Origin of the sequence: uncultured Campylobacter sp. (assembly GCF_937921625.1) — a bacterium.
Lineage (GTDB): Bacteria > Campylobacterota > Campylobacteria > Campylobacterales > Campylobacteraceae > Campylobacter_B.
Window position 1 is genome coordinate 1 of the sequence record NZ_CAKZTI010000042.1, and the last position, 25,021, is coordinate 25,021.

Below are 25,021 nucleotides of genomic sequence, written 5' to 3' on the forward strand. Positions count from 1 at the left end.
TTTTTACGAGATCGCAAAAGGCTAGGGCGTTAAATTTTAAAAGCTCTTTCGCGGCGCAGCGCAGCGAAAAGCGGCTTGCATGAAGGCGTCGTCGCAGGCGGCGCCCGCCGTACGCGAGCTAGAGAGGCGGTGCAAGGAGGGCTAGCGTTAAATTTAGCGCCTAGTTGCGCCGCTGCCGCAAAGATACCGGCGCACCAGGTTTGGGAAGCGATCCTGCTGCGCGGGGTGCTGATCTTTAAATAGGCCAAGCTGCGCTCAAAAGCGTCGCTAAATTATGAAATTTATACACACGGCGCAAAGATACAGACCCTAAACGGCGCTTTTTAGTACCGATGGATTATTGAAGCAGGCCGAATGGATAGCAAAAGCGGGTTTGGATCAATAGGGGGGGTCACGAAATGTGCGCCTTTAAATTTAGCCTGCTTACCGTGCTTCTTTGAGTTTTTACGTTTATTTTGGCGGATTTTAATCGCCTGCGTGCCGAATGCGCGCTCATGCACGATACTTGCGTGCTTCAATACCTGCGATCAGAAGTCCATAAACGCCGTAAAATTTTATCGCATACTTCGGTTTTTAAATTTAGCCTGCAGAATTTGATTGCGCCGAAATTTTGGGTGCAGATCGCGCTAAAGGCCCGCGTCATAAATCGTCGCAGCCGATAAAATTTAATTCGCGCCGTTTCGCCGCGATAAAATTCTATGGAATTTTCCCAGTGCTAGCTGTAAAATTTCAAATCGTTATGCGTCTTGCGGAGGCGCTAAAATTTTGACGCGATAGAATTTCGCAGCGGAATTTTACGCCACGCCTGCGTATCTGCTAGGGCGAGCTTTGGGCGATAAAATTTTAGGCAGAGCTGCGGGCAAAATTCTAAATCCAAAGTAAAATTTCGCCCGTTAAATTTCCTGCGCGACTACTTTATCGATCCAGTCAAAAAGCTCCTCAAGATCGTAATCGCCGGCGTGTCCTTGTTCCCAAGGCACCGCGAAATCGACGTTCTTGCCCGCATTTTGCAAGCTAAGCGCCAAAATCGCAGGGATCGCAAGCGCCGTGTCGCGATCGCTCGCGCCGTGTCGGATGCGGTAATGCTTCGCGCCGTTTTCGTTGCGCACGAAGCTCATCGCATCCATCATCTCCACGAGCTGTGCATCTGCGATTAGCACCCCTTTGGCGAGGTCATTCATCGCGCTAAAATCCGTAAAATGCGCCGCGTTAAATTTCGCGTCGCCGAACAGCTCGTTTTCGGGATTTTCAAGCGCGAAGCCGTCGAATGCGGGCGGGGTCTTGGCGCGCGGCTCGGAGGTCGCGTAGCCCCAAAAGAGCATATGCGATTGCGACGCGTCGTCCTTGATCTTTGCAGCGAGGTATAGGGGCGCCTTCGCGCGCGGATTTTTCGCCGCAAAATTAGCAAACGAGGCCGATATGAGCCCGTTTATGTAATCTTTGAAGCTGCCGTCGCCGTTTTTATCCAGGCTTAGCGCGCGGTCGCCCCCATTCTTCAAGCTTAGCGAGTTTATATAGGCGGGGAATTGCGCCTTTAGCTCGTCTGAAATTTTAATCTGCGCTGCGCTTAGTTTGCCGCTTATCATCTTGCGCGCGGGCTTTGCGGCGCTTTGATTTGCGCCTTTTTTGGAATTTGCTTTTAGATCTCCGCCGCTAGAATTTTCGCCACGCTCGTTAAATCCCGCGGCATCAAAGCCGCTAAAATCCATCTTTTCATATTCGCTCTGCGCGCCGAACATCCACTCATACGCCGCGTCCGCGTGCTTTAGATTGGTGATCGGGCAGTATAGCGACGCCGCGTAAATTTTATCGCTCGCCTTCGCAGCGCCCAGCTCCTGCAGATACGGCTCGTACGCGGCCTCATCCCCGCTCGTGCCTAAAAGCGCCGAGAGCGCTCCGCCCGCACTCGTGCCGTTTGAGATGATCTTGTTCGCGTCCCCGGGCATCGCCGCGTCGTTAAATTTCAGATACCGCACGGCTGCCTTTAGATCGACGATCGCTGCGGGCGCCTTGCCGATATAATCGCCGGTTGCGCTCTTTAGCGTGCGTCCGCGCGCTGCGGGAGCGGCTACGACGTAACCGCGCGAAAGCGCCGTAGCGATCGCGTTTGGTTTGCCGCTTTCGTCTATTTTGACCTCGCCCGCTTCGCCCGGCATGTAGCCGCCCACGCCGTTTGGTAAAAATATCGGCGCGCTCGCGGCGTCAAATTTGCCGCTCTTGCGCCCCTCGAAATATTGCTGCGGGATGAAGATGTTCATGCTCTGATAGTGCGTACTTACGGGTTTTGCGACGTAGATTATATTTTTGTAGGCGCGAAATTTTATCTTTTTGCCGCCTACGGTTACGCTTTCTTGCGTGAAATTTGCGGCGTTAAATTTCAGATCTATTTGCGCGCTCTGCGTCGTCGAAGCCTCGGCGTTTAGGCTTAGCGCGCCGCAAAGTATCGCGGCAGCGCCTAAAGCAAGGGATTTCTTACTCATTGAAGTATCCTTTATATTTTAATATTGCCGCTTTTTAGCCCTTTAAGCAGCTTAGTGACAAAGCTAATTTTAGCAAAACTCAGCGAATACTTAAATCCGCTGCGCGCCTAAATTTTGAAATTTAAACGCAAAGGCATCTGCAAGTTGAAAGGAATTTTAAACTCGAAGTGTTATTTTAGTGGGCATTTGCGATCCGCCGCCGTAAATCCGGCTGCATTAAATTCCGCTCGTTAATTCATAAGCTTGAGCTGCGTTTCGAAGGCGGATTTGGGGTAGAGGCCGATGAGCTTTTTGACCGCTTTGCCGTTTTTATCGTAGATTACCGACGTGGGGGTGCCGAAAATGCCACCTACGATGGTTTCAAAGTATTTCACCGAGCTTGCGCCGCTGATACTTGGGAATTTTATCCCCTTTTCGCGCACGACCGCGGCGTCGGCTTCTAAGCCTTTACCGTCGCCTAAAACGCCGATAACTAGCGCGTCGCCGCTAGCTTGTAGCTCGTTTAGCACCGGTACTTGGGCTTTGCACGCACCGCAGCTGCTAGTGTAGAAAAACAGCACGAACGGCTTGTCGTTGCCCTCGATCTTTAGCGTGCGCTCGGAGGGGTCGAACTTGGAGGCGAGTGAGGCGCCGTCGCTGCTTAGATGGTGCTTCCATCCGTCGCAGCCTGCGAGCAGCAGCGCGAACACGGCGGCAGCAACTTTTAAATTTAAAAATTTTATCATCTAAAACCCGCCTTCGGGCGCGCTAAATCAGCCTTTAAATTTGCGTTTGAAATTTTAAAATTTACGGCGCGATCTGGACGGAAATTTATATCGCGATCCGCGCCTAGGCGTATGTTGCGATCCGCGTCGAAATCTGTGCCCGTAGCGTTTCGGTTTTTAAAATTTAGACTTTTTAAATTTAGACTTTTTAAATTTTTCCTCACTCCGCTCGGCTTTGCAACGGCGCTTGATATTTCGAGGCAAATAGCTTCGACGGGACGCGCGCAGCAAAGAGTCACGCCTGCTCGCGCGAGCTTTGTGCGGATCCAAAAAGAGCGCGCGGCGTAGGCGGTGAAATTTTTAAATTTTAACGTAGCTTTATTTTTTATCATGCGAGCTAAATTTTACGCACCATCATTTTGCGCGCTAGAATTTTTGGCACCTTGATTTTCGCCGTTAGAATTTTCGGCACTCTGATCTTCGCCACCTAAATTTTGCGAAGCGGAATTTTTCTCACTCGTGCTCGAATTTTTATCGCCGTTCTTCGCTTTTAAATTTTCGGCGTTAGAGCTTTGCGAAGCGCTTTGGCTTAAATCGCGATCTGAAATTTTATCTTGCGAGCCGAGATTGTGCTTCATCGTGCTTTGATCCAAAAGTTCTATTCGATCGAGTTTCCCGTGTCTTAGGCGCACCACTTTGTCGGCAAATTTACCGAGCTCTTCGTTGTGCGTGACCAAAAGCAGCGTCTTGCCCTCGCTGCGAAGCGTCTGAAAGAGCTGCAAAACCACGCGCTCGTTGGCTTCGTCGAGGTTGCCCGTAGGCTCATCCGCGATGATGATGTCGGGGTCATTGATGAGTGCGCGCGCGATGCAGACACGCTGCTGCTCGCCGCCGCTAAGCTCGCTAGGGCGGTGCGTGATGCGGTGCTCGAGCCCTACTTTATCAAGTGCCGCCTTGGCGCTGTCCTCGTCCACGCAGCTGTGGTAGTATTGATTTAGCATGACGTTTTCGACGGCCGTTAGGTAGGGGATTAGGTGAAACTGCTGAAACACGAGGCCGATCTTTTTGCGGCGAAATTCTAAAATTTGCTCGTCGTTTAGCGCGCTCGCGTCGGCTCCGCCTAGGATATATCTGCCCGCAGTGGGGGTGTCCATCAGGCTTAGGATATTTACGAGCGTGCTCTTGCCGCTGCCGCTTGGGCCCATTATGCTGACCCACTCGCCGCTTAAAACGTCGAAGCTGATATTATCGAGAGCCTTGACCTCGCCGAAGTATTTGCAGATGCCTTCAAATTTTAAAATTTCCATGTCATTCCCTTAATAGATTCGCTAAATTTGGATTCAGCGCCTTTTTGATCGGATAGTAGCTTGCCGCGAGCGCAAAAATCAGGCTCAGCGCGACCGCCGCAAAGAGGCTAATCAGCCTAAAATCCACGCTGCTTGAAAATATCAGATGCCCGAGCAAGATCGCTAGCAGGTATCCCACGAAGACCCCTGCTAGCGAGCCTGCGACGCAGACGGTTAAAATTTCGCTCAGGATCAGGTGGAGCAAATTTTGTTTGCTCGCGCCGATTGCGCGGATGAGCGCGAACTCTTTGATGCGCGAAAGCAGGATCGAGCTAAGGCTCGTGTTGATGCAGACCGAGGTGATCAGAAGGATCGTAATGCCGATAAGAAGCATCAAAAGCTTGATTTTGTTTAAGATAATGCCCTGGGTCTTGGATACCTTGCCGATCGGCGCGAAGCTCATCTGCGCATCGCTTAGATTTTTTGAAATTTCGCTAAGCTGCTTAAAATCGCCGCTTACGATCGCTTCGGCGTAATTTACCTGCGCAGGCTGATTTAAAATTTTTTGCGCCAGCGGCAGCGATATTAGCAGCATACCGTCCTCTTTCTGCCCGTCATAGACGATGCCTTTTATCTTTACCTTGCTCGTTTCGTTTGAGCCGATCGGCGTGATCTCGATACTGTCGCCGAGCTTCGCGCCCAAAAGTTTGGCGAGATCCTGCCCGATGAGCGCGTTTTTATCGTCGAAATCCACGCCGATAAACGAGCCCTCTTTAAGATCCAAAAACGGCATAGTATCGCGCAGAGAGGAGAAATTTACTCCCATGATGATGCCTGAATTGACGCCTAAATTTGCGCTGCCGAAAAGGTATTTATTCGCGCTTTTCAGTGCGGGGATTTTAGCGAACTTCGCATCGAGCGCCGCTTCGTCCATATGGGAGTTTTCTAAATTCGCAGGGCTTACGATTAAATTTGCGCCGTAGCTGTTTAGCTCGCTGGCGACCTTTTTATCGATGTCGGCGTAGATATTTACGAACGCGGCGCAAACCGCGCTGCCTAGCATGATCGCGACGAAAATCACGAAGCTGCGGATGCCGCTGTTGATGATACTTTTAAAGATCGCGCCTCTAAAAAACGCTCCGTTATTTCCTACCATAAAGCACCTCCGCAGGCAGTAGCTTGATCACTCCGCGTAGCGGTAGAATCGAGCCGATAATGCAAATAAGAAGTCCAAAGACGATGCTAAGCGGAAAGACCATCAGCGACACGCCGATAAAGGAGCCAAAAATTTGATACGCGATCGCCCAGCTAAGCACGTAACCCACGACTGCGCCCACAAGTGAGCTTACTACGCAGATAACGAAAATTTCGGCGGCGAACTGGATATAGATCATAAAGTTGCTCGCTCCCAGCGCCTTAAGCAAGCCGATCTCCTTTTTGCGCTTGTAAATTTCGCTGCTTAGTAGGCTCGTGATGCAGATGCTTGAAATCAGCAGCGATAGGATGCTTACGACACCCATTAAATTTTGAATTTTTTTCGTAATGCCGCTTTGAGCTTCGCTGACGCTAAGCACCGCCTTAGCGCTTGCGTTTGGATACTCCTCGGTGATCTGATATGCGATGGAGCTAACGTATGCTGAGCAATACCAGGTGTCGTATTCTGTGGCGTCTAGGTTATCGAGGCTTCTTCTTGCCTTTACGGACAGATCGTCTTCGGGGATCGTCATGGCGCTAACTTCTGCCTTGGCGATGAGACCCTCTTTGTGCGTTAGCTTTTGCACTAGCGATAAATTTGCTATCAGCTTTTTGGCTTCATCCTCCGCGCCGTGCAAAATCCCAACGACTTTAACCTCATAATCTCCAAGCTTAACCGTATCGCCGATCTTAAGCCCAAGGCCGTCGCCTGCAAGCACCTCATTCTCGGCGCCGTCCTTTACCCACTGCCCCTCTACGCTCCAAAACGGATAGAGCGAGCGCACGCCCGATCTGAAATCAGGCTCGTCGCTAACGCCCACGTCCTTTTCAAAGTAGGTTCCCACAACGTCGTAATTTCCCACGTGTGTAGTTAAAAAGGGCGCAAAGGCGGTGATATTGTTGCGCCAAAAAATTTCTTTGATCTTATGCAGCTCACTCTCTTTTAAGAAATCATCGTTTTTAAGCGGAGAATATTCGCGCCCACCGATCTCGATACTTAGGCTTTGCGAGCGCGGTAGCACGACGATATTAGATCCGTAGCTGCGCAGCTCCTTAGCGACCTCATCGCCGATTTTTAGCGTGATATTTAGCATGCAAGCGATCAGCGAGACCGATAAAAATATGGTCAAAAACGCTAAAATTTTGCTATCCCTGGAGTTTAAAATGGAGGATTTGATTATGCGTAAAAACATTATTTAAGCTCCTTTAGCGTGCCGTTTTCATCTACATATCGCTCGGGGTGCGCGGTGAAGGCGTTTGCATTCGCTTCGCTTTCAAAAAAGTAGGTGCGTCCGTAGTAAAGATAGCTAAATTTAGAAGTGTTTAAAATTTCTTTTCTACTGACCGGATCGATCACCTTTTTATCCACGATCTCCGAGAAATAGGACGCGCCATCTTCGATCGTCTTAAGCGCAATGACGATATTTTGCCCCTCTAGCTTATAATCCAGCGGGATCGGATTGCAGCCGCCCAGCTTGCCGACGCTCGGCAAAAATATACGCACGTTGCAAGCGATGCAGATGAGCTCGTCGCCTTTTTTAATGTAGCCCATATCGCCGCAGATCGAGCACGCGTCAAAAACCGCGACCGGGGCAAATTTGTCCGTGAAGCGGTTTAGTAGAAAAAACCTGACCTTGTGCCCGTCGTCGGTGACGTAGGCAAAGCGGTGCAGTTTGCCGTCCTTTACGATGTTTGCATCAATTATGAATTCCGCACCTTGCGGCTCGATGATCTTAGGCTCATCGATCGTAGGCGGTTTTGAGGCGACCAAGATATAATAAAGCCCCAAAAAGCTGATTAAAATCCCAAGCGATAAGATCAGGTTAAAATCTCTAAAAATGGCGAATCTGCCCGCTTTAACCTCTCTAAATTTTATAATGTCCGCTTCGCGAGGCACTCGACTTGGCGCACGAAATGCCGTAAGTAGCGCAATTAGCGTAGCTATAAGGCAAAGAGCTAGCGTCAGATAGGAGTTGTTGTAGTGGATGATTTTAGCGATGACGCTTAGAAACTCGGATGAGCCGATCGCGTTTGAAAGCCCTTCAAAACCCTTCGCGGCTAGAGCTTTGGGCGCGTCTGCCTGGCGCAGATCAAGACCCAAAAAGCCGATTTTAGCAATAAAGGCAAACGCCCATGCAAGAGCGAATGACGCTAGCTTTGCGCCTCTGCTCGCGCGCGCTAGAGCTGAGCGATAAATAAAATAGAATAAAATGAGCGCCAGCGCACCTAAAACAGCCATAAAGAGGTTGGTTAGGCTGAAGCTGTCAAGCAGCTCGCCGGAGAAAATTTTAAAATTCATCCCTATGAAGCGGTATTCAAATCCATACGCGCAGCCAAGAGCAAAAATAACTATAGCGGTAAGATAGAAGCGCTTAAGCTTAAGCGCAAACAGCAGCGCCAGCAGCGCTAAAAGTGCGAGCGCATCAAATACGATCTTGCCTGCATCAGCGTTTGCCGAGCGCGCAAATGCGCTAAAGCACAGCGCCCCAAATGTAGCCCCCAAAAGCGCGGGCAAAAACGATGCGCTGATAAAGCGCCTGCCGCCCAGATACGCGCTTAAAAACGCGAGCGGAAACAGAGCCAAGCTAACGTGATAAAAAAATATCGTCATTAAAAATCCTCATCGAGCCTAATGCGCGTAAATCGCCTATAATTGCTTAAATTTTAAAATTTTAAAACCTACGCCATTTTGTAAATTTTAAAATTTCAAATCAGCCCGCAAAAAGTTCGCAGCAATAGAGCCGCCCGCAAAGAGAAATTTCGCCTCGCTATTGCTTTGGTTTTGTCTCACCCTCGCGACGTGCTAAATTTTAAAATTTTGCCGCAACTAAAAGATTCGTAAGCTTAAACGCATTAAAGCAAAAACGATGCGCTTTGGCTGCGGCGTAATGGCAAATTTAAACGGGCTAAAGTAACTGCCTTAAATTTAAAGCGTGCGGCTAAACCCAATACCGCTAGAGCTCCGCCAAAACGGACTCGGCGGAGCCATCTATGATTACTCTTTAGGAGCGCCTGTGTATTGGAAGGTGTATTTAACCGAGAACGGCTCCCACCATTTGCCTACGCCGGTCGCTTTGTCTGCGTGGCGGCCAAATCCGTTGGCGCTTGGATTTTCGATGTTATAGGTTAGCTCGTAGTTGCCTACACCGTTTACCATCTTGATATTAGCACCGTAGTGAGGGCCGTCGCTAGCTACCATCGGCATGAAATTTCCCTTTTGAATCTTACCTGTGTCTAGGTTTTTAAGCACGTAAGCGATCTTTAGGTAAGGGATCCACTCGCCCTCGCCAAATCCGTTTGCGTTGCCTTTGATAGCGTGGATATCCGCCTCAAGGTGGATGTCCGCCTTGCTAGGAGCTAGATCGATGCCTTTAGGCTCCATATCGATAGGCTGAAGATACACAGCAGCGATCTCCATTCCATTTTGCTCAATCGGCTCGCCGATCGGATGCTCTCCTGCCATTGCTATAACAGAGGCTAAGCTTAGCGCCAACATACCTGAAAAAATCTTTTTCATCTTTTCTCTCCTTATTAAGATTTGTTTTTTTGCTTATTTTTTAAGATCAAAATTCCTGCGATTAGAAGCACGATCATCACCGCTTGCGGCACTAGGCTCTGGACATAAGGATAAAATCCGATCCACGTAATCGTAGGAAGCCCGTCTATCACCGTAGGCACGAATACCTTGCCCTCGACTAGCTCCATCACGCCCTTACCCACAAATACGACGGACATATAAAAGATAATGACTGACGTAGCGATGAAAAATGGCTTGATAGCGATTTTAAGCGAGAATTCTTTGATGACGATATAAACTATGATAAGAGCCGCCAGACCCGCTACGAAGCCTGCTGCTACCATGCTGGTAGCTGCCGGACTTTTGGCATCGAAAAGTAGTGCCAGATAAAATAGTACCGTCTCTGCGCCCTCGCGATAAACCGCTAAAAACACCGTCCACCAAAGCATCTTGCTATCGCCCGAGCTTAGGCTGTTTGAAATTTGACCTTGGATATAGGCGCTCCACTTTTTGGAGCTTGCATTTGAAAGAAGCCAAAAGCCCACGTAAAATAGCAGAACTACGGCGATTAACATCACCGCGCCCTCCATCACTTCGCGCGTTTGTCCTGCATTTTCACTACCGAAGATATAATTCAGCCCGTAAGCCGTAGCGATACTTAGCACAACCGCGACGCCAAGAGCGCTGTAAACGATATTTAGGTGCTTTGAGTTGCCGGATTTTATAAGTAGGGCGATGACTGCGGCTACGATGATGAGCGCTTCAAATCCTTCACGCAAGATAATGATAAACGCGTATAAGAATAGATCCCAGTTGCTTGATTTCTTCGTTAGCTCTATACTTTGGGTAAGCTGATCAAATAGCTTATTTTGCGCCGCTACGATCTGCTCTTTGGAAGCGCCCGCGCGCATAAGAGCCGAAATTTTATTAAAACTTGCTTCTGTATCTAGCTTAAGCTGAGTATTTTTAGCACCGACGATATTTTCCATACCGCTCTCTTCGTATTCATCAAAGTAGATATTGCCGCTTTCGTCGATCGCATCATCAACCTTGCCACTCTCGTAGAGCTGCAAAACCTTAGCCATTTTGTCTTTGATATTTTGCACAATCGGCGTAAAATCCTTGCCCTCATCCTCGCTAGTATCGCTTTGTGCTAACGCAGTCTGCGGTGCTATGGAGTAGCTTTCTTGCGGCAAATCATTTACGGCTTTTAATGCTAGATTATCTAGGGCGTTTATCGCTTCGTCAAATTTTGATTTGTCCGTATCCGCATCCTCGCGTAATAGATTTCCGATGATCTGCTGGATTGATTGATCGGTCTGAGATGAGACATATTTTCGTACCGCCTCTTCTAGGTGTTCGTTGCGGTAGATATCAAATTTAGCGCGATTTAGCGCAGCTTTTAGCGCAGCAGTGTCTTTCTTATCAAACGCAGCTTTAGCGTTATCCAGCTCAGTCTTAAATTCCGTATAGACGCTCATCCACGGCGAAGTTGTACCGGATGCTGCGGAATTCCCGCCTGAGGCTGGCGCAGAAGTGCTGCCATCGCCTCCGTCTTGATACTCGGCTACGAGACGATGACCAGATTCAATCACAGGCAGAACCTCGTCAATCTCGCGATTTAGATTATCGATCATTGCTTGGATCTCATTTAGAGGCTTTTCAGCTTTGATCGCTTTACGGATATCACCGAATTGCTTCTCCATATCGTAGGATTTTTTCTGACTTAAATTTATGCGAATGCCGGCTTCTAAATTTTCAAAATGCCCGAAATACGCCTCTTGGGTTATCTTTCTGGCCTCCGAGTTATTGCCGTCTACATAAAATTTAACCGCCTGGGCAAATTTTTCTTTAATCGCCGCCGCTTCGGCGCGATAATCGGTCTGCGCCAGCAACATGCAAAATGGAAAAATAAGAGCCAAAATCGCAAATTTAAAAAATTTCATCTGAACCTTCTTAAGTTAAATTTATACATTAAATTTCAAAATTAAGTAGCAATTATATGTAGAAAAATCTTAAAAAGTAATAAAAAAAGCGGTTATCATAAAGCACGAAAGCGGCTAAATTCTCAATTGCAAGAGCTTTTTGATAGATGGAATTTAATAGAATTTAGGATATGGCGGAATTTTAAATGGCAGTCGGATTTTACTCCGACTGCTAAAATTTTAATGAAGTTTCGACCAAATTTTGCTTTTCCAAAGACCTGCAAAAACAGAAAGGATCAAGAAATAGATCATAATATTTATGGTTGTAGCTTCACGCTCAGCTTTTTTGCTGTCGCCTACGTCAGCCAGATACTCCACGACCTTGGCTTCAGCGTTTTCGTTCAAGCCTACGCGCGGCATCGAAGTGCCTGGAAGCTTCTTTTGCGTATCATTGATAAACTCGTGTAGATAGTTGGCGCCCTTGGAACGGATCATCATCGAAAGATCAGGAGGCGTCGAGCCCATATACGCAGCCAAGCTAGCCTTATCGCTGGATGCAAAGAGCTTATCATATTTGACGTCGTGGCATCTTAGACAAGCATCCTCAAAAACCGCCTTGCTTAAAAGGAATTTTTTCTGCGCTTCATTTAGTTCGGTGCCTTGCTTGATGCCGCTAGCAGCAGCCTCAGAGGCGATTAGCTTATCCTCGCTAGGAGTGAGCGATTTTAGATAGGCTACGATATCAGCGATCTCTTGATTTAGATCACCGCCTGCACCGAAAAACCCGGGCATCGGAAAAGGCTTTTCATCGCCAAATTTCTGATCTAGCTTAAGAGCCATGATCGGATCTTTGATGAGTGCAGCTAAGAATTTATCGGTGTATAGATAGCCTGCGCTACTAAGATCCGGAGGATTGACGCCGTATGCGGCACTAGCGCTTGCCGCGTCCATAGGAGCGGGGATATTTGCACTTTTTACTCCATGACATGCGGTGCAGCCTGCATTTGTAAAGGTCTCGGCGCCGCGCACGGCATCGCCTTTGCTAAGATCTATTTTATTTATCTCATCCCAAAAAAGCACGGTTTTGTCTTGTTGCTCTTTCGCGCTGGCAAGGGCTTTTTTAGAATTTTTTATCATCGTCTCATCTCCGCCCTTTTCTGCTGCGGCCAAAGCGCTTTCTGCTGCGGCTACGTTATGCGCGGCTAAAGCCGTATCGCCTGCTGCAAAGTCATAATTTACCGGATCGGTGTGCGGACTAAGCTTAGTATGAGCATAAGGCTCGATAAACCAGTATAAAATTCCCACACAAAAAAGCACTAAGATTAGGGTTCTTATCTCTTTCATGGCTAGACCCTCTTTCTTTCTGCAATTGTAATTAGCGGAAGCACTACGACAAGCAATCCGATATAGATGATCGATAAGGCAAAGCCCCAGTATTTATTTTCAATACCAAGCTCCATGCCGTCTGCGGGAAGCTTGCCGAAAAGGCTAAGCAGAATCATGTCGATTACCAAAACCCAAAACCAAATGAAAAACGCTTTGTTTTTGTGCGCAGGCGCTACTACGCTGCTGCGATCAAATAACGGGATAAAAAACAGCGAAACTCCGGCAAATGCAAAGGCGATAAGCCCGATGTCGGCGGCCTTAAGCGGCCCTACGTCAAAGTAAAATCCGCGCAGAATTTCATACTCCCAGAGGAAGTACCACTCCGGATAGATATGCGTTGGGGTTTTGAGGCTGTTTGCAGGCTCGAAATTTATCGGATCCATCGCAAAATCGAAGTGAAAGCCGACCAGATAAAAGAAAAATATCATAAAGATACTGACGTAGAAAAAATCCTTCGCCAAAAAGCCTGGCCAAAATGGAATTACCTTGCTTTCGCTAGTTTTTCCTTCCAAATACTTCTCACCCTCGAGCTCAAAGTCAATCTCCTCGCCGTCTAGGTTATTTACATGCGGAAATCTAAGCGAATAAAAATGCACCGCCAGCACCGCAACCACCACAATAGGCAGCAAACAGACGTGAAGCATAAAAAATCGCGTCAGCGTCGGATCACTAACAGCATAATCGCCGCGAATCCATTCGACTATTGCATCGCCAACTACTGGAATTCCTCCAAAAAGATTAGTAATAACCATCGCTGCCCAGTAGCTCATCTGCCCCCAAGGAAGCATATATCCGCTGAAAGCCTCCGCCGAAAAGATGATGAAAAGCAGCATTCCGCTTACCCAAATCATCTCTCGCCCTTGCTTATACGAGCGGTAATAAATAGCTACTAAAGTATGAATGTATAAGATCAAAAATACGACTGATGCCGATACCGCGTGGATATGTCGCCATAGCCAGCCGTATTCGACCTCTTTCATAATCGTAAAATTTACGCTATCAAATGCAAGATTTACATCCGGCTTATAATACATCACGAGCATTAGTCCACTAACGAACAAAACTATAAATAGCGTCATCAAAATAACGCCCATCGCCCAAAGGAAGCTGATATTTTTAGGAATCCAATACTCGCTTACCATCACCTTGAAAAATTTCGTTACGGCGAGCCTTTGGTCGAACCAATCCCAAACTCCCGTAGCTTTTCTTATATGTGCCATCTGCGCCTCCTATGCTTTCTGCTTTAGGGCTTGGTATTCGGGGCCCTCTTCGCCTAAAACGAGTTTCGTTCCGTCGATTTTAAAGGGCGGTATATCCATAGGACGCGGCGGCGGACCGAATACGTTTACGCCGTTAGCATCGAAAATCCCACCATGACATGCACAGATGAATTGTTGCGTCGATGGCTTGTAGCTAGGAATACAGCCTAAATGGGTGCAAAGGCCGATGCAAAGCGTATATCTAGCATCTCCTACGACGACATCACGGGCATCGTTTTTAGGCATATCGGCGGTCTTTTTAAGCACGAAAATCGGCTTTTTGCGCCACTGCGTTTGATAAAGCTCGCCCTCTTTGATCGGACTTAAATCTACCGTAGTGACGCCAGCGGCGCGCACGCTAGGAAGTGGATCCCACGATTTCTTCATCCCCACGAGTGCGAAAACGCCACCCACAGCGGCAACCGCGCCGAAAGTAAGCCCGATAAAGCCTCGTCTATCCTGTTTTAGATCAGACATCTTTATCCTTTCAAATTAAGAAATTGACAAGCGTCAATTTTAGCCAAATAAAGATTAAATCAATATGATTATAAGCAGAAATTTAGCTTAACCTTGCAAGCTAAATTATATTTTAAGATAATTTTAATGCCTGGCGACGTTTTCGCAGTTTAAAATTTTATAAATTCAAATTCTATTATATTCTATCATGGCGCGGAATTTAAAATTTTAAAATTTCACTGCTCGGCTATGGTAGTGGCGGGGCGAATTTTGCACTAGCGCGCTAGCTGAAATTTTAAAATTCTAAATTACGTCGCACTTCCGTCGTATGAAAAAATTCCACTAGAAGTAAAATTTAAAACATTAAAATCCCATAGCGGTGCAAATTCCAAATCATTAAAATTTTACGACGTCTTAAAATTTCAAGCATCAAAAAATTCTGTCGCGATGCAAAATTTCAAAATTTAGCGCAATCGTGAGCCATAAAATTCTATAAAATTCTACGGGATCCTAAAGCCTAGCCAAAATTTAAAGATAAATTTCATAAATCCTTAAAGCTTCAGCAAGCTACGAAATCAGGGCGAAATTTCAAAATTATTATTCTGAAATTTGGGCCCCACCTATCTAAAGTCTAGCCGATTTGCCCGAGCGAAAATACGCCACGATCGCAAGAGCTACCATCGAAGCGACCATCACGTACGCCCAGCCAGGCACCGGAATGCGCTCGCCGCTAGCATATGAGTGCATTCCGCTTAGGTAGAAATTTACACCAAAATAGGTCATTATGACGCTAAAATACGCAAACATCGAGGCTATGGCAAAGGCGAACTGATTATTGAGCTTAGGCATAAACCTAAAATGCACTACCACCGCGTAGATGAAAATCGTAATGAGCGCCCAGGTCTCCTTCGGATCCCAGCCCCAGTAGCGCCCCCAGCTTTCGTTCGCCCACACGCCGCCTAGGAAGTTGCCCACCGTCAGCAGGCAAAGACCTAGGATCATCGACATTTCGTTGATATGCGTGGCTTCTGCGATATTGCGAGCGATCTCCGGGTTTTTCTTATCGAATAAAAACATCACGAGGGTAAAAATTCCAAGCAGCATGCAAAGCCCCAAAAATCCGTAGCTCGCGGTGATTACCGAGACGTGGATCGTAAGCCAGTGCGATTTTAGAACCGGCTGGAGATTGGTGATTTGCGGATCGATGTCACTAAGATGCGCCACCATCAGCGTTATGCCCGCCATTATTGATGTTAGCGCCAGCGAAATAGCGGATTTGCGCGAGAAAAAAATGCCGCTTAGCGACAGCGCCCACGCGATGTATATGAGCGATTCGTAGGAGTTACTCCACGGCGCGTGCCCCGAGACGTAGCCGCGCAGCGCAAGACCCGCGGTATGCGCGATAAAAGCGACGATATTTACGACGTAAACTAGCTTAAACGCGCCGTCTAAGCGAAGAGCGGGCTTCATCATCCGCAAAAAGATAAAGATCAGAAGCAAAAATCCCGAGATGGTGTAGATCGGAAAGAGGCGAGAAAAAATTTTAGCCTTATTAAATAAAATTTCATATTTTATTGCGCTTTCGCTAGGCATTAGGTTTGCGCCGTTTTGTGCTTGGTATTTTTTAAGATATTGCAGCATCTTTTCCGCGCCACTCCAATCCCCGCTTTCTTGGGCATAGACCACGGACGAAACGAATATTCCCATCATCTTTTTAACTTCAGCAGATTCGTTTTGATCCAGTGCATCGCCTAGATATAGCGGCGAAAGCCACTCGTTATTTTTAGCGTTCTTAACCGGAATAATTCTAAAATAATCCCCCATAAACGCCGAGTAAAAGACGTTTACGCGCTCATTTACCTTGATGATCTCTTTATCTAGCACACCGCGATTGCCCAAAGGCTTGCGGTTGATCTCCTCGACCATTTTATCGAGCTTGTAGTAGCTCTCGCCGCCTTTAAATTCAAAAAAATCCATCATACTGGCGTGGCTTTGCTTCTCATCCATACCTAGAATTTTTTTAAGCTCCGGCTCGCTAACCTTGATAATCGGCGCACGCCTCCAGTAGCTTTGATTTAGCATAAACGAAAGCGCAGCGGCGTTGTGGTTTAAAATTTCGCCATTTGGCGCCTTGTAGTCGTCGGCGCGGTAAATTTTATTTAAAAGCTCCCTAGAAACGGTATCAAAAGGCTCCATTCGCCCATCAAATCCCTGAATTACGAGGCTTGCTAAATCCTCACTAAATTTAGGATCAAATTTCGGCACGGCTAGCTCGCCTCCCATAGTAGAAAAATTATGCGGTGGGATGGAGTCTTGTTCCGCTGCAGATTCTTGCGAAGCGGAGCTCTGCTTGGAATTTTCGGCGGCGGAATTTTGCGCGGAATTTTGCGAAGTAGAATTTTGCACGCTAGCCGGGCTTTGCGACGCTGGATTTTCTGTAGCTGTATTTGAGGCGGAACTTTGCGAAGTAGAATTTTGAATCGTAGAGTTTTGTTCGGCATTTGCTGCGCTAGGATACAATGCAGCCAAACTCAAAGCCAACGCGCCTACTAATGCCAATGCTGCGCCTTTAGTACCGCGTCGCGATTTTTTGGCGCGTTTTGATGCAGAGCTTTCTGCGGAGCTTACGGGCACCGAGCTAGACGCGGAATTTTTAGAATTTACATCTTTTTCTCGAGCAAGATGCGTATTTTCGCTGATTAAGCGCGAGAGCTTGAAAAAGCGCGAGCCCCGATTAAAAAAGTTAAAAAACATCCCTACGCAAAGCAAAAAATAGCCGATGTAAGTTGGAACTTTGCCGGGGTCTTTATTGACCGAAAGCACGGTACCACGCTCATCCGTGTCGTATGAACTTTGGAAAAATCGGTATCCGCCGTAATCGAGCACGTGATTCATAAAAATATCATAATCAAAGCTCGTATTGCCGTCTTTTAACGTGATTTCGCTTTTATATCCGGAGGGCGAATTGGTGCCTGGATAGCGATCCATCACAAAGTCGCGAAGCGCGATTTTAAAAGGCAAATGAAGCATCTTTGGCGCCAAGGCTACGATGAAATTCTTATCACCCACCTTGTAGCTAGCACCATGCGAATCCCTAGGCACGTAGATTTCGCGACTCTGCCCTGCAAAGCTTAGCGTAGCTACTACGCCGGGCTCACCCGGTAAATTCGCATCGACCGGGACGAATTTCTCGACCGCTGAGCTAAGCAGGCTAACAGGGGCAAAATTTATCCCATCGAAGCTGTAAAGCAAGAGATTGCCTAGCGGATTATCCTCGTTTTTCTTAAGCGGCGCAGTGCTCATATCAGCCATTTTAGTGGCGTTTATATCAAGACTTGAGTTTAGATAGAATTTGCCGTCTTTGGATTTTATATAGATGAAATTCTTACTTTTAGGCTCTGCATTAAAAGTAATACTAAGCTCGCCTATATCCATGCTTTCGCCTGATTGCAAGGAGACATTTTGGCTGCCGACATTGTTTGAAAATAATAGCTCCACGCGCGCAGGAGCCTGTCCGGTCGGATCTTGCACCCATTTTAGCTCGCCGTGTTCTATTAGCTCTTTAAATTTTAAATTTGCGATCCTGCCCTCTACGTCTAGATTGAGATCGAAGTTCATCCGTCCTGCGCCGTTTAAAAATTTGCTCTCGTCAGCAGATATAAACTCGCCGTCACTGCCTAAAGTAAGAAGCTGAACGACCTCGTCTTTAGTCGTTACGATCGAGCTCTCGCCGCCCTCTCTTATATGGATATTGCCCTCAAAGCCGAAATATCTCGTCAAAATCGCTCCAGCAAGCATAAACAAAAAGCTTGCGTGAAAGATTAGCGCGGGCAGCGTGCGAAGCTTAATCATGCGGTAGCGATAAATATTGTAGGTTAAATTTATTCCCAAAAACACCATCAGCGCGCCAAACCACGCAGTAGAATAAACCATCGCCCAAGCTACTTCCGTGCCGTAAGCGGTCTCTACAAAAGTAGCGATTGCACAGGCTAGCGCCAAAATAAGTAGCATCACTGACGCGCACTCCATACTAAAAAATGTCTTCATTGATTTCCTTTAGATTTACGAGGGTTTTCAAAATCGCGAGATTTTAGCAAAAATTGCTTAATTTTTCATTTTACGACTTGCAAGCGCACGCCTACTAGCGTAGCTCAAATATGCATTAAGATGCTCTGGCAAAGCGATCAAATTCTCTTCTTAGGCATTCGCTTAGGAATTTAACGGCGCGGATAAATTTTGTAAAATGCTGCAGAATTTGGCAAAATTCTATGTAAATTTCATGCGCCATCTCATAGCGTAATTTCTAATTTAGAATTCCGCTACGATAAAATTTTATCTTTGCGGAATTCCTTATTATTATTTTTTGCCTTGGGTATATGCGAGCTCGCACACGTCGCCCACGGCTTGGTGGCACGGGATCGCTGAGATCGAGTTATTAGGCGAGCCATCGATCACTTTGTCTGAATAAACCAAATAGATTAGCGAGCCCTGCACCGCGTCGTAAAGCCTAACTACATGGGTCTTTTTGAAGATCAACGAGCTGCGTTTTTCAAAAATATCCTCTTTTTTCAGCTCCTCTTTAATGATGATTTTAGGCGCTGTCTGCACGCACGACACAGAGGCTTCGGAGCGGTCCTCCTCCACGCCGATGATCTCTTTGGCGCCGCCTTTTTTGGCATAAGAGACGTAGCAGGTCACTCCATCAACCTTAGGATCTTTAACCGCGATGACTTCGATGCGATCGTCTTTGCCAAAAATTCTAAACGAAGTATTTACGCTACCTACGAGCTCGTAATCGCCCGCGCAAGCAAAAGCCGCTAAAATCGCTACTAGAATAAATTTTTTCATAACCATCCTTTGGAATTTTAGCGGCGATTTTATCATTTATAATATAAATATTAAGCAAGTTTTTATAAAATACCGCGATTTAAATTTAAAGGAATTTTATGATCGAAGATATCTTTAGAGAATACGATATTCGCGGTATCGTGGGCGAGGAGCTAAACGAGCGCAGCGTAAAGGCGATCGGCTTCGCGCTTGGCAAACATATCGCAAATCTCGGGCTTGAGCGAGTTAGCGTAGGATACGATGCCCGTCTTAGCGCGGATGAGCTTTTTGGCTATTTCGTAAGCGGGCTAAATTTCGCCGGGTTGCGGGTTTATAATATCGGCTTGCTGCCGACGCCGGTGGGCTATTTTAGCGTATTTACGCATAAATTTGACGCAAACGTAATGATTACCGGCTCGCACAATCCCAAAAATTACAACGGCTTTAAAATAACGATCGGCACGGATAGCTTCTTTGGCTCGGATTTGAAACGTCTGGGTGCGCAGGTGCAGGAGCTGATCGGTTCAAATTTTGAAATTCCAACCGATACAAGCACCCAGAGGTACGACATTTTAAGCGAGTATCTAGCATATTTTGAGAAGGAATTTGCGGCTCTTAAGGGCTTTGCCGCGCCTTTTATCATTGACTGCGCAAACGGCGCGGCAGGCGTTACCGCTACTAAAATCGTCGAAAGGCTAGAGCTAAACGCTAAAGTTTTATTCCCGCAGCCAGACGGCAACTTTCCAAACCACCACCCAGACCCCAGCGAAGAGAAAAATTTAGCAGATCTCAAAGCTGCGATGAAGCAAGATGGCGTGAGCTTGGGCTTCGGCTTTGACGGAGACGCCGATAGGATCGCCGTGCTAACTCCGCGCCGCAATATCAAAGGCGACGAGCTAGCCTGCCTGCTTGCCTTAAATATGCACCATCCGCGCATCCTAGGCGAAGTCAAATGCTCGCAGGCGATGTACGATACCATCGATAAGATCGGCAAAAGCTTCATGGGCAAGACCGGCCACAGCAATATCAAAAAGGCGATGAAGGAGCTAGGCATCGACCTTGCCGCGGAGGTTAGCGGGCATATCTATTTTAAGGAGCGATATTTCGGCTTTGATGACGGCGTATATGCGATGATGCGCGTGCTTGAGCTCGTAGCTAAAGGATATGATTTAGACGCCGAACTAGACAAGCTACCGCGGGTTTTTAGCACCGACGAGATTAAATTTAATACGAGCGAGGAGGCGAAATTTAAGATTATCGAGGCTCTTAAAGCTCAAATCCACGCAGGTATTGCGGAGTTACCGCCCATCCGCGATATTATCGAGATCGACGGCATCAGAGTGCGGTTTGATAACGGCTGGGCACTCGTACGGGCAAGCAACACCACGCCCGTGATCGTAACCCGCTTCGAGGCCAGCAGCCCTGAGTTTCGCGACGAAATGCAGCGCGTATTTTTAGGTAAACTAGAAAATTTAAAGGATCAGAGATGAACGAATCTGAAAAGCAAGAGGTTGAAAAAAATATAAAAGAGCTTTTGGCTGCGAGAGCAGAATTTTTTAAATTCTTAGATGAGCGCGTGCCAAAAATCGCGGGTACCGACGTGTTTGATTTCGAGCGCGCAGGCGCGGCGAGCCTGAAGGAAGTTTATGCGAAATTCTACGGCTACGACTACGCTGCGCGCAAGCTACTGCCATATTTATACCGCACTTATGGGCTAAATTTCGATGTCTGAAATTATCTTAGATCGCGCCGCTTATGCGCACAATCTAGCGCAAATCGCCGCCAAAGTAGGTGGAGCAGAGCGAGTATTTTTAGTAGCCAAGGATAATTCATACGGTCATGGCTGCAGGATTTGCTGCGAGGAAGCGGCAAAGCTAGGCTTCGTACGCGCCGTAACGCGAAGTGCTGCGGAAGCTGCGCAGATAGCGGATTTATTTGATGAAATTTTAGTGCTTTCGCACATTCCGCGCGGGGACGAGGACGAGCGGTTTTGCTACGCGGTAAATGATCTGAGCTACTTCTCGCGTCTTAAACGAGGGCTTAAAATTTATATCGCTGCAGATACTGCTATGCACAGAAACGGCATCGGTGCGAGCGAGTTAGATGAGGCGCTTAAGCTATGCAAGGCGGGCGGATTTAAGCTTCGTGGCTTTTTCACACACTTTCGCGCAAGCGACGAGCTAAGTGGAGATTTTTTCGCGCAGAGGCAAAATTTTATAGAATTTAAGCGCCTTGCGAGGCAAAAAGCCGCCGCCGCGGGCTTTGAAAATTTAAAATTTCATTCGAGCAATTCTGCAGCTATCGAGCGAAGTGCGGGTTTTGAGGACGAATACGTGCGCGTAGGCATGGCGCAGTTCGGCTATCCGCAATTTGACGAGAGCCTAAATTTACGCCCCGTGCTAAAGCTCTATGCCGATCTGATCAGCTCGCGCGTGTTAAAGAAAGGCGAGCGCGTGGGCTACGGCGCGAAATTTGAAGCGCCGCGCGATATGAGGATCGGCACCTACGATTTAGGCTATGCCGACGGGCTATTTCGCTACGACGGCGAGGACGAGCTAGCGCTTGCAAGCGGGCAAAGAATGCTCGGAAAAATGTCGATGGATAGCTTCTGCGCGGAATTCGGCGGCGAGCGCATCTGCGTGCTGAATGACGCGCGAACCTGGGCAAAACACTTTGGCACGATCGAATATGAAATTTTAGTCAAATTAAATTCCAACATCCCAAGGAGATTTCAATGAAAGAGCTGCAAGGAGAAAATAACGAGCGTATAGGTTACGACGATAAAGGCTTATCTGCGCGAGGCGAGAGCTTTGGCGGAGGAGAGTATCCGCACCAAAAAGGAGGGCTTCATATCTTAATCAAAGCTCTAATCGTCTTAGTGATTGCGGCGATTGCGTTTGCGATATTTGCAGTGCCCGTTTACAATAAACTCATAAGCAAAGATGAAGAAGTTAAGGCCGCGTGGAGCCAGGTACAAAACCAATATCAGCGCCGCGCCGATTTGATTCCAAATTTCGTAGAAACCGTCAAGGGCTACGCTAGCCATGAAAAAGATACCTTAGAAGGCGTTATAAATGCCCGCGCTAAGGCAACCGCTGTCAATATCAATGCAGAAAGTTTAGCGCAAGATCCGGAAGCGTTTGCGAAATTTAACGGCGCCCAAGGTGAGCTTAGCTCGGCCCTATCGCGCTTAATGCTGGTAGTCGAGCGCTACCCGGATCTTAAGGCAAATCAAAATTTCGCCGAGCTGCAAAATCAGCTCGAAGGCACGGAAAACCGTATCGCCGTAGCGCGCAAGGATTACATCGCCTCGGTGCAGGAATACAACAAACTAATTAGAACCTTCCCTACAAATATCATCGCGCGCATCGTAGGACTAGGCGGCGCCAAACCTAGCTTTAGCGCTGATAGCTCAAGCCAAAAAGCCCCTAGCGTCTCGTTTAAATAACGCTAAAGGCGGCAAATGCTAAGCGAGCAGTGCAAGCAAAAAATCCACGAGCTAATCACGAAAGCCGAAGCCGCAAGCGGTGCGCAGATCGTCTGCGTGGTCGCGCGCGAAGCAAGCGAGGACTGCGAAGCTAGCTATAGCGCGGCGGCAGTGACGGCGTTTGCGATCGGCATCGTTATGTGCTTCGTGCCGCAAATAAGTAAAGCTGAGCTACTGCAGATCGTAGCGCTTAGCTTTATTGCGATTAAAGCTCTGCTAGCTAAATGCCCCACGCTTTTAACTATAATCACGCCTAAATCTCGCAGACTTCGGCTCTCGGGCGAGTTTGCGATGCAAAAATTTTACGAGCGCTACGGCAGCGTAAAAGAAGCGATAATGTTTTGCGTCTGCGTCCGCGAGCGCTGCGCTCATATCATCTGCGGCGCGCAAGCGGCGGAGTTTATCTCTAAGGTTGAGTTTGAACGTATCACGACAGAATTTAACCCCGGCACGCAAGGTCTTGAGCCTGCTGTTTTAAAGGCGATGGACGCGCTGTGCGAGCTAGCCATGCGAGTGCCTAAAGATAGCGAAAATAACGATATAGAAGAGACCTTGGTGGAGCTGCAATGAGAGTGGCTTGGAGATTTGCTTTTGCCATAATGGCGCTATTTGTAATAAGCGTCGCCGCACCTAGCGAGTATCTAGCCCATCCAAACGGCACCGCCGTAATTGATGAGGCTGGCATTTTACGCCCAGCCGCGCGAGAGAGTCTGAATGAAATTTTAACGACTTTCGATAAAAATTCCACAAACCAGATCATGCTCGTAAGCCTAAAATCGCTCGGAGACTACTCTATCGAGGAAATCGGCGTAGAGCAGGCGCGCGCTCTTGGTATCGGGCAAAAAGGGCGCGACAACGGCGTACTGCTGCTCGTCGCTCCGCACGAGCATAAAGTGCGTATCGAGGTCGGATACGGGCTAGAGGGCGTGCTAACTGATATGCGCGCAAAGCGTATCATCAACAATAAAATTCTACCCTATTTTAGGCAGGGAGATTATGAAAGTGGCGTCATTAGCGGGATTTCGGCGATCATCAGCACGATCGAAGGCGGCGATATAAAATTTGATCCCCTTAACGCCAACGCGCAGCAGGATCCGAGCAACAAGGACTTTGCGATCTTCATGGTGCTTTTTGCAGTCTTGCTTTTTGCGATACTGAGCCGCCGCGTGACGCGCCTCAGAAGAAGCGACGAGGATATAATCTCGAGTGCAGACATCATAAGCGAAATTGCGCGCTCATCGCGCATGAGAGGCGGCTCATCCGGAGATTTTGGCGAATTTAAAGGAAGTGGCGGTTTTAGCGGAGGCGGTTTCAGTGGGGGCGGCGGAAGCTTCGGCGGAGGCGGTGCTAGCGGAAGCTGGTAGTTACGGAATTTTATCAAAATTCCAAATCGTAGAATTTTGTATAAATTTTAAAATTTCAGAATTTCTAAATTCGGCTGCTGGTATAAAAAAACAACATGAGCGGCTTGTCGTTGCCCTCAATCTTTAGTGTGCGCTCGGAGGGGTCGAACTTGGAGGCGAGCGAGGCGCCGTCGCTGCTTAGATGGTGCTTCCATCCGTCGCAGCCTGCAAGTAGCAGCGCGAACACGGCGGCAGCAACTTTTAAATTTAAAAATTTCATAATTTAAAATCCGTCCTTAAATCTGCTTTTAAAACTGCTAAATTCGTTTTTAAATTTGCGTTTGAAATTTTAAAATTCACGGCGCGATTCCTATTGGAGTTTATATCATAATCTGCGTTAGAAATTATGTCGCGATCTGCACTAGGGCGTATGTCGTAGTAAGTCATACTTTGGTTTATGCCGTGACCCTTGACGAGATTTATGTCATAATCCGCACTAGAATTTATATCGTGGCATATATTTAAATTTAAGTCTCGATCTGCGTTAAAGTTTATGCTTTGGCATGTGCTGCAACAATATGTTTAAGGCGTATGTTGCGATCCGTGTCGTAATTCGCGCTAAAGTCTATGTAACGATTTGCCTCGCAATTTGTACTCGTAGCGTTTTGGTTTTTAAAATTTTGATTTTTTAAATTTTTACCCACTCCGCTCGGTTTTGCGACGGCGCTTGATCTTTCGAGACAAACAGCTTCGGCGGGACGTGCGCAACAAAGAGCCGCTCCCGTTCGCGCGAGCTTTGTGCGAACCCAAAAAAAGCGCGGGCGGGCGGTGAAATTTTTAAATTTTAACGTAGCTTCATTTTTCATCATGTGAGCTAAATTTTACGCACCGGAATTCTGCACACCCGAATTTTCGATATCGGAATTTTTGCCATTAGAATTTTCGCCAATTAAATTTATTTTTTGGAGAATTTTAAATCCAAATTACGCGCCCTATTATTTCATCACGTCATCACGAGTTATTTACGTAAAATTTCACCTATTAAAAATTTGGACGAAAATTCCACCTGCGAAATCTCGATAAAATTTTGCCATTAAATTACGAAACGAAATTCTACCTCGCAATTCCGCCGCTATTTCTTGGCGATTTTATAGTAG

At 47.3% G+C, this 25,021-nt stretch carries 21 protein-coding genes and 1 pseudogene; 7 read left to right on the top strand and 15 right to left on the bottom strand.

All coding sequences use genetic code 11. The annotated features are described in order from the left end of the window. The first annotated feature begins 75 nt into the window (after positions 1 to 75). Positions 76 to 243, top strand: a complete 168-nt coding sequence (locus Q0101_RS06745; RefSeq protein ID WP_297943542.1) for a hypothetical protein — start codon at positions 76 to 78, stop codon at positions 241 to 243. Positions 244 to 893: 650 nt separating this feature from the next. Here the strand turns inward: Q0101_RS06745 and Q0101_RS06750 are convergent. The 14 genes and pseudogenes from Q0101_RS06750 to Q0101_RS06815 all read right to left on the bottom strand — a co-directional run bounded on the left by Q0101_RS06750 (position 894) and on the right by Q0101_RS06815 (position 19,055). Next, positions 894 to 2,480 (bottom strand): subtype B tannase, encoded by a 1,587-nt coding sequence (locus tag Q0101_RS06750; protein ID WP_297943545.1) that lies wholly within the window; start codon positions 2,478 to 2,480, stop codon positions 894 to 896. Between the two features lie 230 nt (positions 2,481 to 2,710). Then, entirely contained in the window at positions 2,711 to 3,205 is a 495-nt protein-coding gene (locus Q0101_RS06755; RefSeq protein ID WP_297943548.1) for a TlpA disulfide reductase family protein, read from the bottom strand. After that, positions 3,202 to 3,408 carry a hypothetical protein gene (locus Q0101_RS06760; RefSeq protein ID WP_297943551.1) on the bottom strand — a complete coding sequence of 69 codons (207 nt, stop codon included), beginning with the start codon at positions 3,406 to 3,408 and terminating at the stop codon, positions 3,202 to 3,204. Before Q0101_RS06760 ends, Q0101_RS06755 begins: the two co-directional genes overlap by 4 nt. Before the next feature lie 444 nt (positions 3,409 to 3,852). Continuing rightward, positions 3,853 to 4,491 (bottom strand): annotated as a pseudogene (locus Q0101_RS06765) (ABC transporter ATP-binding protein); the annotation flags it as partial. Position 4,492: 1 nt separating this feature from the next. Continuing rightward, positions 4,493 to 5,626: an FtsX-like permease family protein gene (locus Q0101_RS06770; protein ID WP_297943555.1), complete on the bottom strand. Its 1,134-nt coding sequence runs from the start codon at positions 5,624 to 5,626 to the stop codon at positions 4,493 to 4,495. Continuing rightward, the gene (locus tag Q0101_RS06775) at positions 5,613 to 6,857 is read right to left on the bottom strand and encodes an ABC transporter permease (protein ID WP_297943558.1); all 1,245 of its coding nucleotides are present in this window, start codon (positions 6,855 to 6,857) and stop codon (positions 5,613 to 5,615) included. Before Q0101_RS06775 ends, Q0101_RS06770 begins: the two co-directional genes overlap by 14 nt. After that, the gene (locus Q0101_RS06780; protein WP_297943561.1) at positions 6,857 to 8,275 is read right to left on the bottom strand and encodes a Fe-S-containing protein; all 1,419 of its coding nucleotides are present in this window, start codon (positions 8,273 to 8,275) and stop codon (positions 6,857 to 6,859) included. Before Q0101_RS06780 ends, Q0101_RS06775 begins: the two co-directional genes overlap by 1 nt. Positions 8,276 to 8,659: 384 nt before the next feature. Then, positions 8,660 to 9,181: an iron transporter gene (locus Q0101_RS06785; protein ID WP_005869331.1), complete on the bottom strand. Its 522-nt coding sequence runs from the start codon at positions 9,179 to 9,181 to the stop codon at positions 8,660 to 8,662. A 14-nt stretch (positions 9,182 to 9,195) separates the two neighbouring features. Then, the gene (locus Q0101_RS06790; protein ID WP_297943564.1) at positions 9,196 to 11,127 is read right to left on the bottom strand and encodes an FTR1 family protein; all 1,932 of its coding nucleotides are present in this window, start codon (positions 11,125 to 11,127) and stop codon (positions 9,196 to 9,198) included. A 219-nt stretch (positions 11,128 to 11,346) separates the two neighbouring features. After that, complete coding sequence (locus Q0101_RS06795; protein ID WP_297943567.1) at positions 11,347 to 12,450, bottom strand: c-type cytochrome; 1,104 nt, start codon at positions 12,448 to 12,450, stop codon at positions 11,347 to 11,349. Positions 12,451 to 12,452: 2 nt separating this feature from the next. After that, a complete protein-coding gene (locus tag Q0101_RS06800; RefSeq protein ID WP_297943570.1) occupies positions 12,453 to 13,712 on the bottom strand; it encodes a cytochrome bc complex cytochrome b subunit in 1,260 nt (419 codons plus the stop codon). 9 nt (positions 13,713 to 13,721) lie between these two features. Further along, positions 13,722 to 14,228: a ubiquinol-cytochrome c reductase iron-sulfur subunit gene (petA, locus tag Q0101_RS06805; RefSeq protein WP_177387024.1), complete on the bottom strand. Its 507-nt coding sequence runs from the start codon at positions 14,226 to 14,228 to the stop codon at positions 13,722 to 13,724. A gap of 603 nt (positions 14,229 to 14,831) precedes the next feature. Then, entirely contained in the window at positions 14,832 to 18,254 is a 3,423-nt protein-coding gene (gene ccsA / locus Q0101_RS06810) for a cytochrome c biogenesis protein CcsA (protein ID WP_297943573.1), read from the bottom strand. 309 nt (positions 18,255 to 18,563) lie between these two features. Further along, the gene (locus Q0101_RS06815) at positions 18,564 to 19,055 is read right to left on the bottom strand and encodes a CreA family protein (protein ID WP_297943576.1); all 492 of its coding nucleotides are present in this window, start codon (positions 19,053 to 19,055) and stop codon (positions 18,564 to 18,566) included. A gap of 98 nt (positions 19,056 to 19,153) precedes the next feature. On the opposite strand from Q0101_RS06815, the gene Q0101_RS06820 reads away from it, so the two are divergent. Genes Q0101_RS06820 through Q0101_RS06845 form a run of 6 tightly spaced genes read left to right on the top strand, consistent with a single transcriptional unit; the run spans position 19,154 to position 23,885 of the window. Further along, positions 19,154 to 20,524 (top strand): phosphomannomutase/phosphoglucomutase, encoded by a 1,371-nt coding sequence (locus tag Q0101_RS06820; RefSeq protein ID WP_297943579.1) that lies wholly within the window; start codon positions 19,154 to 19,156, stop codon positions 20,522 to 20,524. Next, positions 20,521 to 20,766 (top strand): CmeU family protein, encoded by a 246-nt coding sequence (gene cmeU / locus Q0101_RS06825; RefSeq protein WP_297880638.1) that lies wholly within the window; start codon positions 20,521 to 20,523, stop codon positions 20,764 to 20,766. The genes Q0101_RS06820 and cmeU overlap by 4 nt, the downstream gene beginning before the upstream one ends. Continuing rightward, complete coding sequence (locus tag Q0101_RS06830; protein ID WP_297943582.1) at positions 20,759 to 21,772, top strand: alanine racemase; 1,014 nt, start codon at positions 20,759 to 20,761, stop codon at positions 21,770 to 21,772. The genes cmeU and Q0101_RS06830 overlap by 8 nt, the downstream gene beginning before the upstream one ends. Next, positions 21,769 to 22,482: a LemA family protein gene (locus Q0101_RS06835; protein WP_297943585.1), complete on the top strand. Its 714-nt coding sequence runs from the start codon at positions 21,769 to 21,771 to the stop codon at positions 22,480 to 22,482. The genes Q0101_RS06830 and Q0101_RS06835 overlap by 4 nt, the downstream gene beginning before the upstream one ends. A gap of 15 nt (positions 22,483 to 22,497) precedes the next feature. Then, positions 22,498 to 23,091, top strand: coding sequence for a hypothetical protein (locus tag Q0101_RS06840; RefSeq protein WP_297943588.1), 594 nt, complete (start codon positions 22,498 to 22,500; stop codon positions 23,089 to 23,091). Continuing rightward, the gene (locus tag Q0101_RS06845; RefSeq protein WP_297943591.1) at positions 23,088 to 23,885 is read left to right on the top strand and encodes a YgcG family protein; all 798 of its coding nucleotides are present in this window, start codon (positions 23,088 to 23,090) and stop codon (positions 23,883 to 23,885) included. The genes Q0101_RS06840 and Q0101_RS06845 overlap by 4 nt, the downstream gene beginning before the upstream one ends. A 64-nt stretch (positions 23,886 to 23,949) precedes the next feature. On the opposite strand, the gene Q0101_RS06850 is transcribed toward Q0101_RS06845, so the two are convergent. Then, positions 23,950 to 24,144: a hypothetical protein gene (locus tag Q0101_RS06850; RefSeq protein ID WP_297943593.1), complete on the bottom strand. Its 195-nt coding sequence runs from the start codon at positions 24,142 to 24,144 to the stop codon at positions 23,950 to 23,952. Between the last annotated feature and the right edge of the window lie 877 nt (positions 24,145 to 25,021).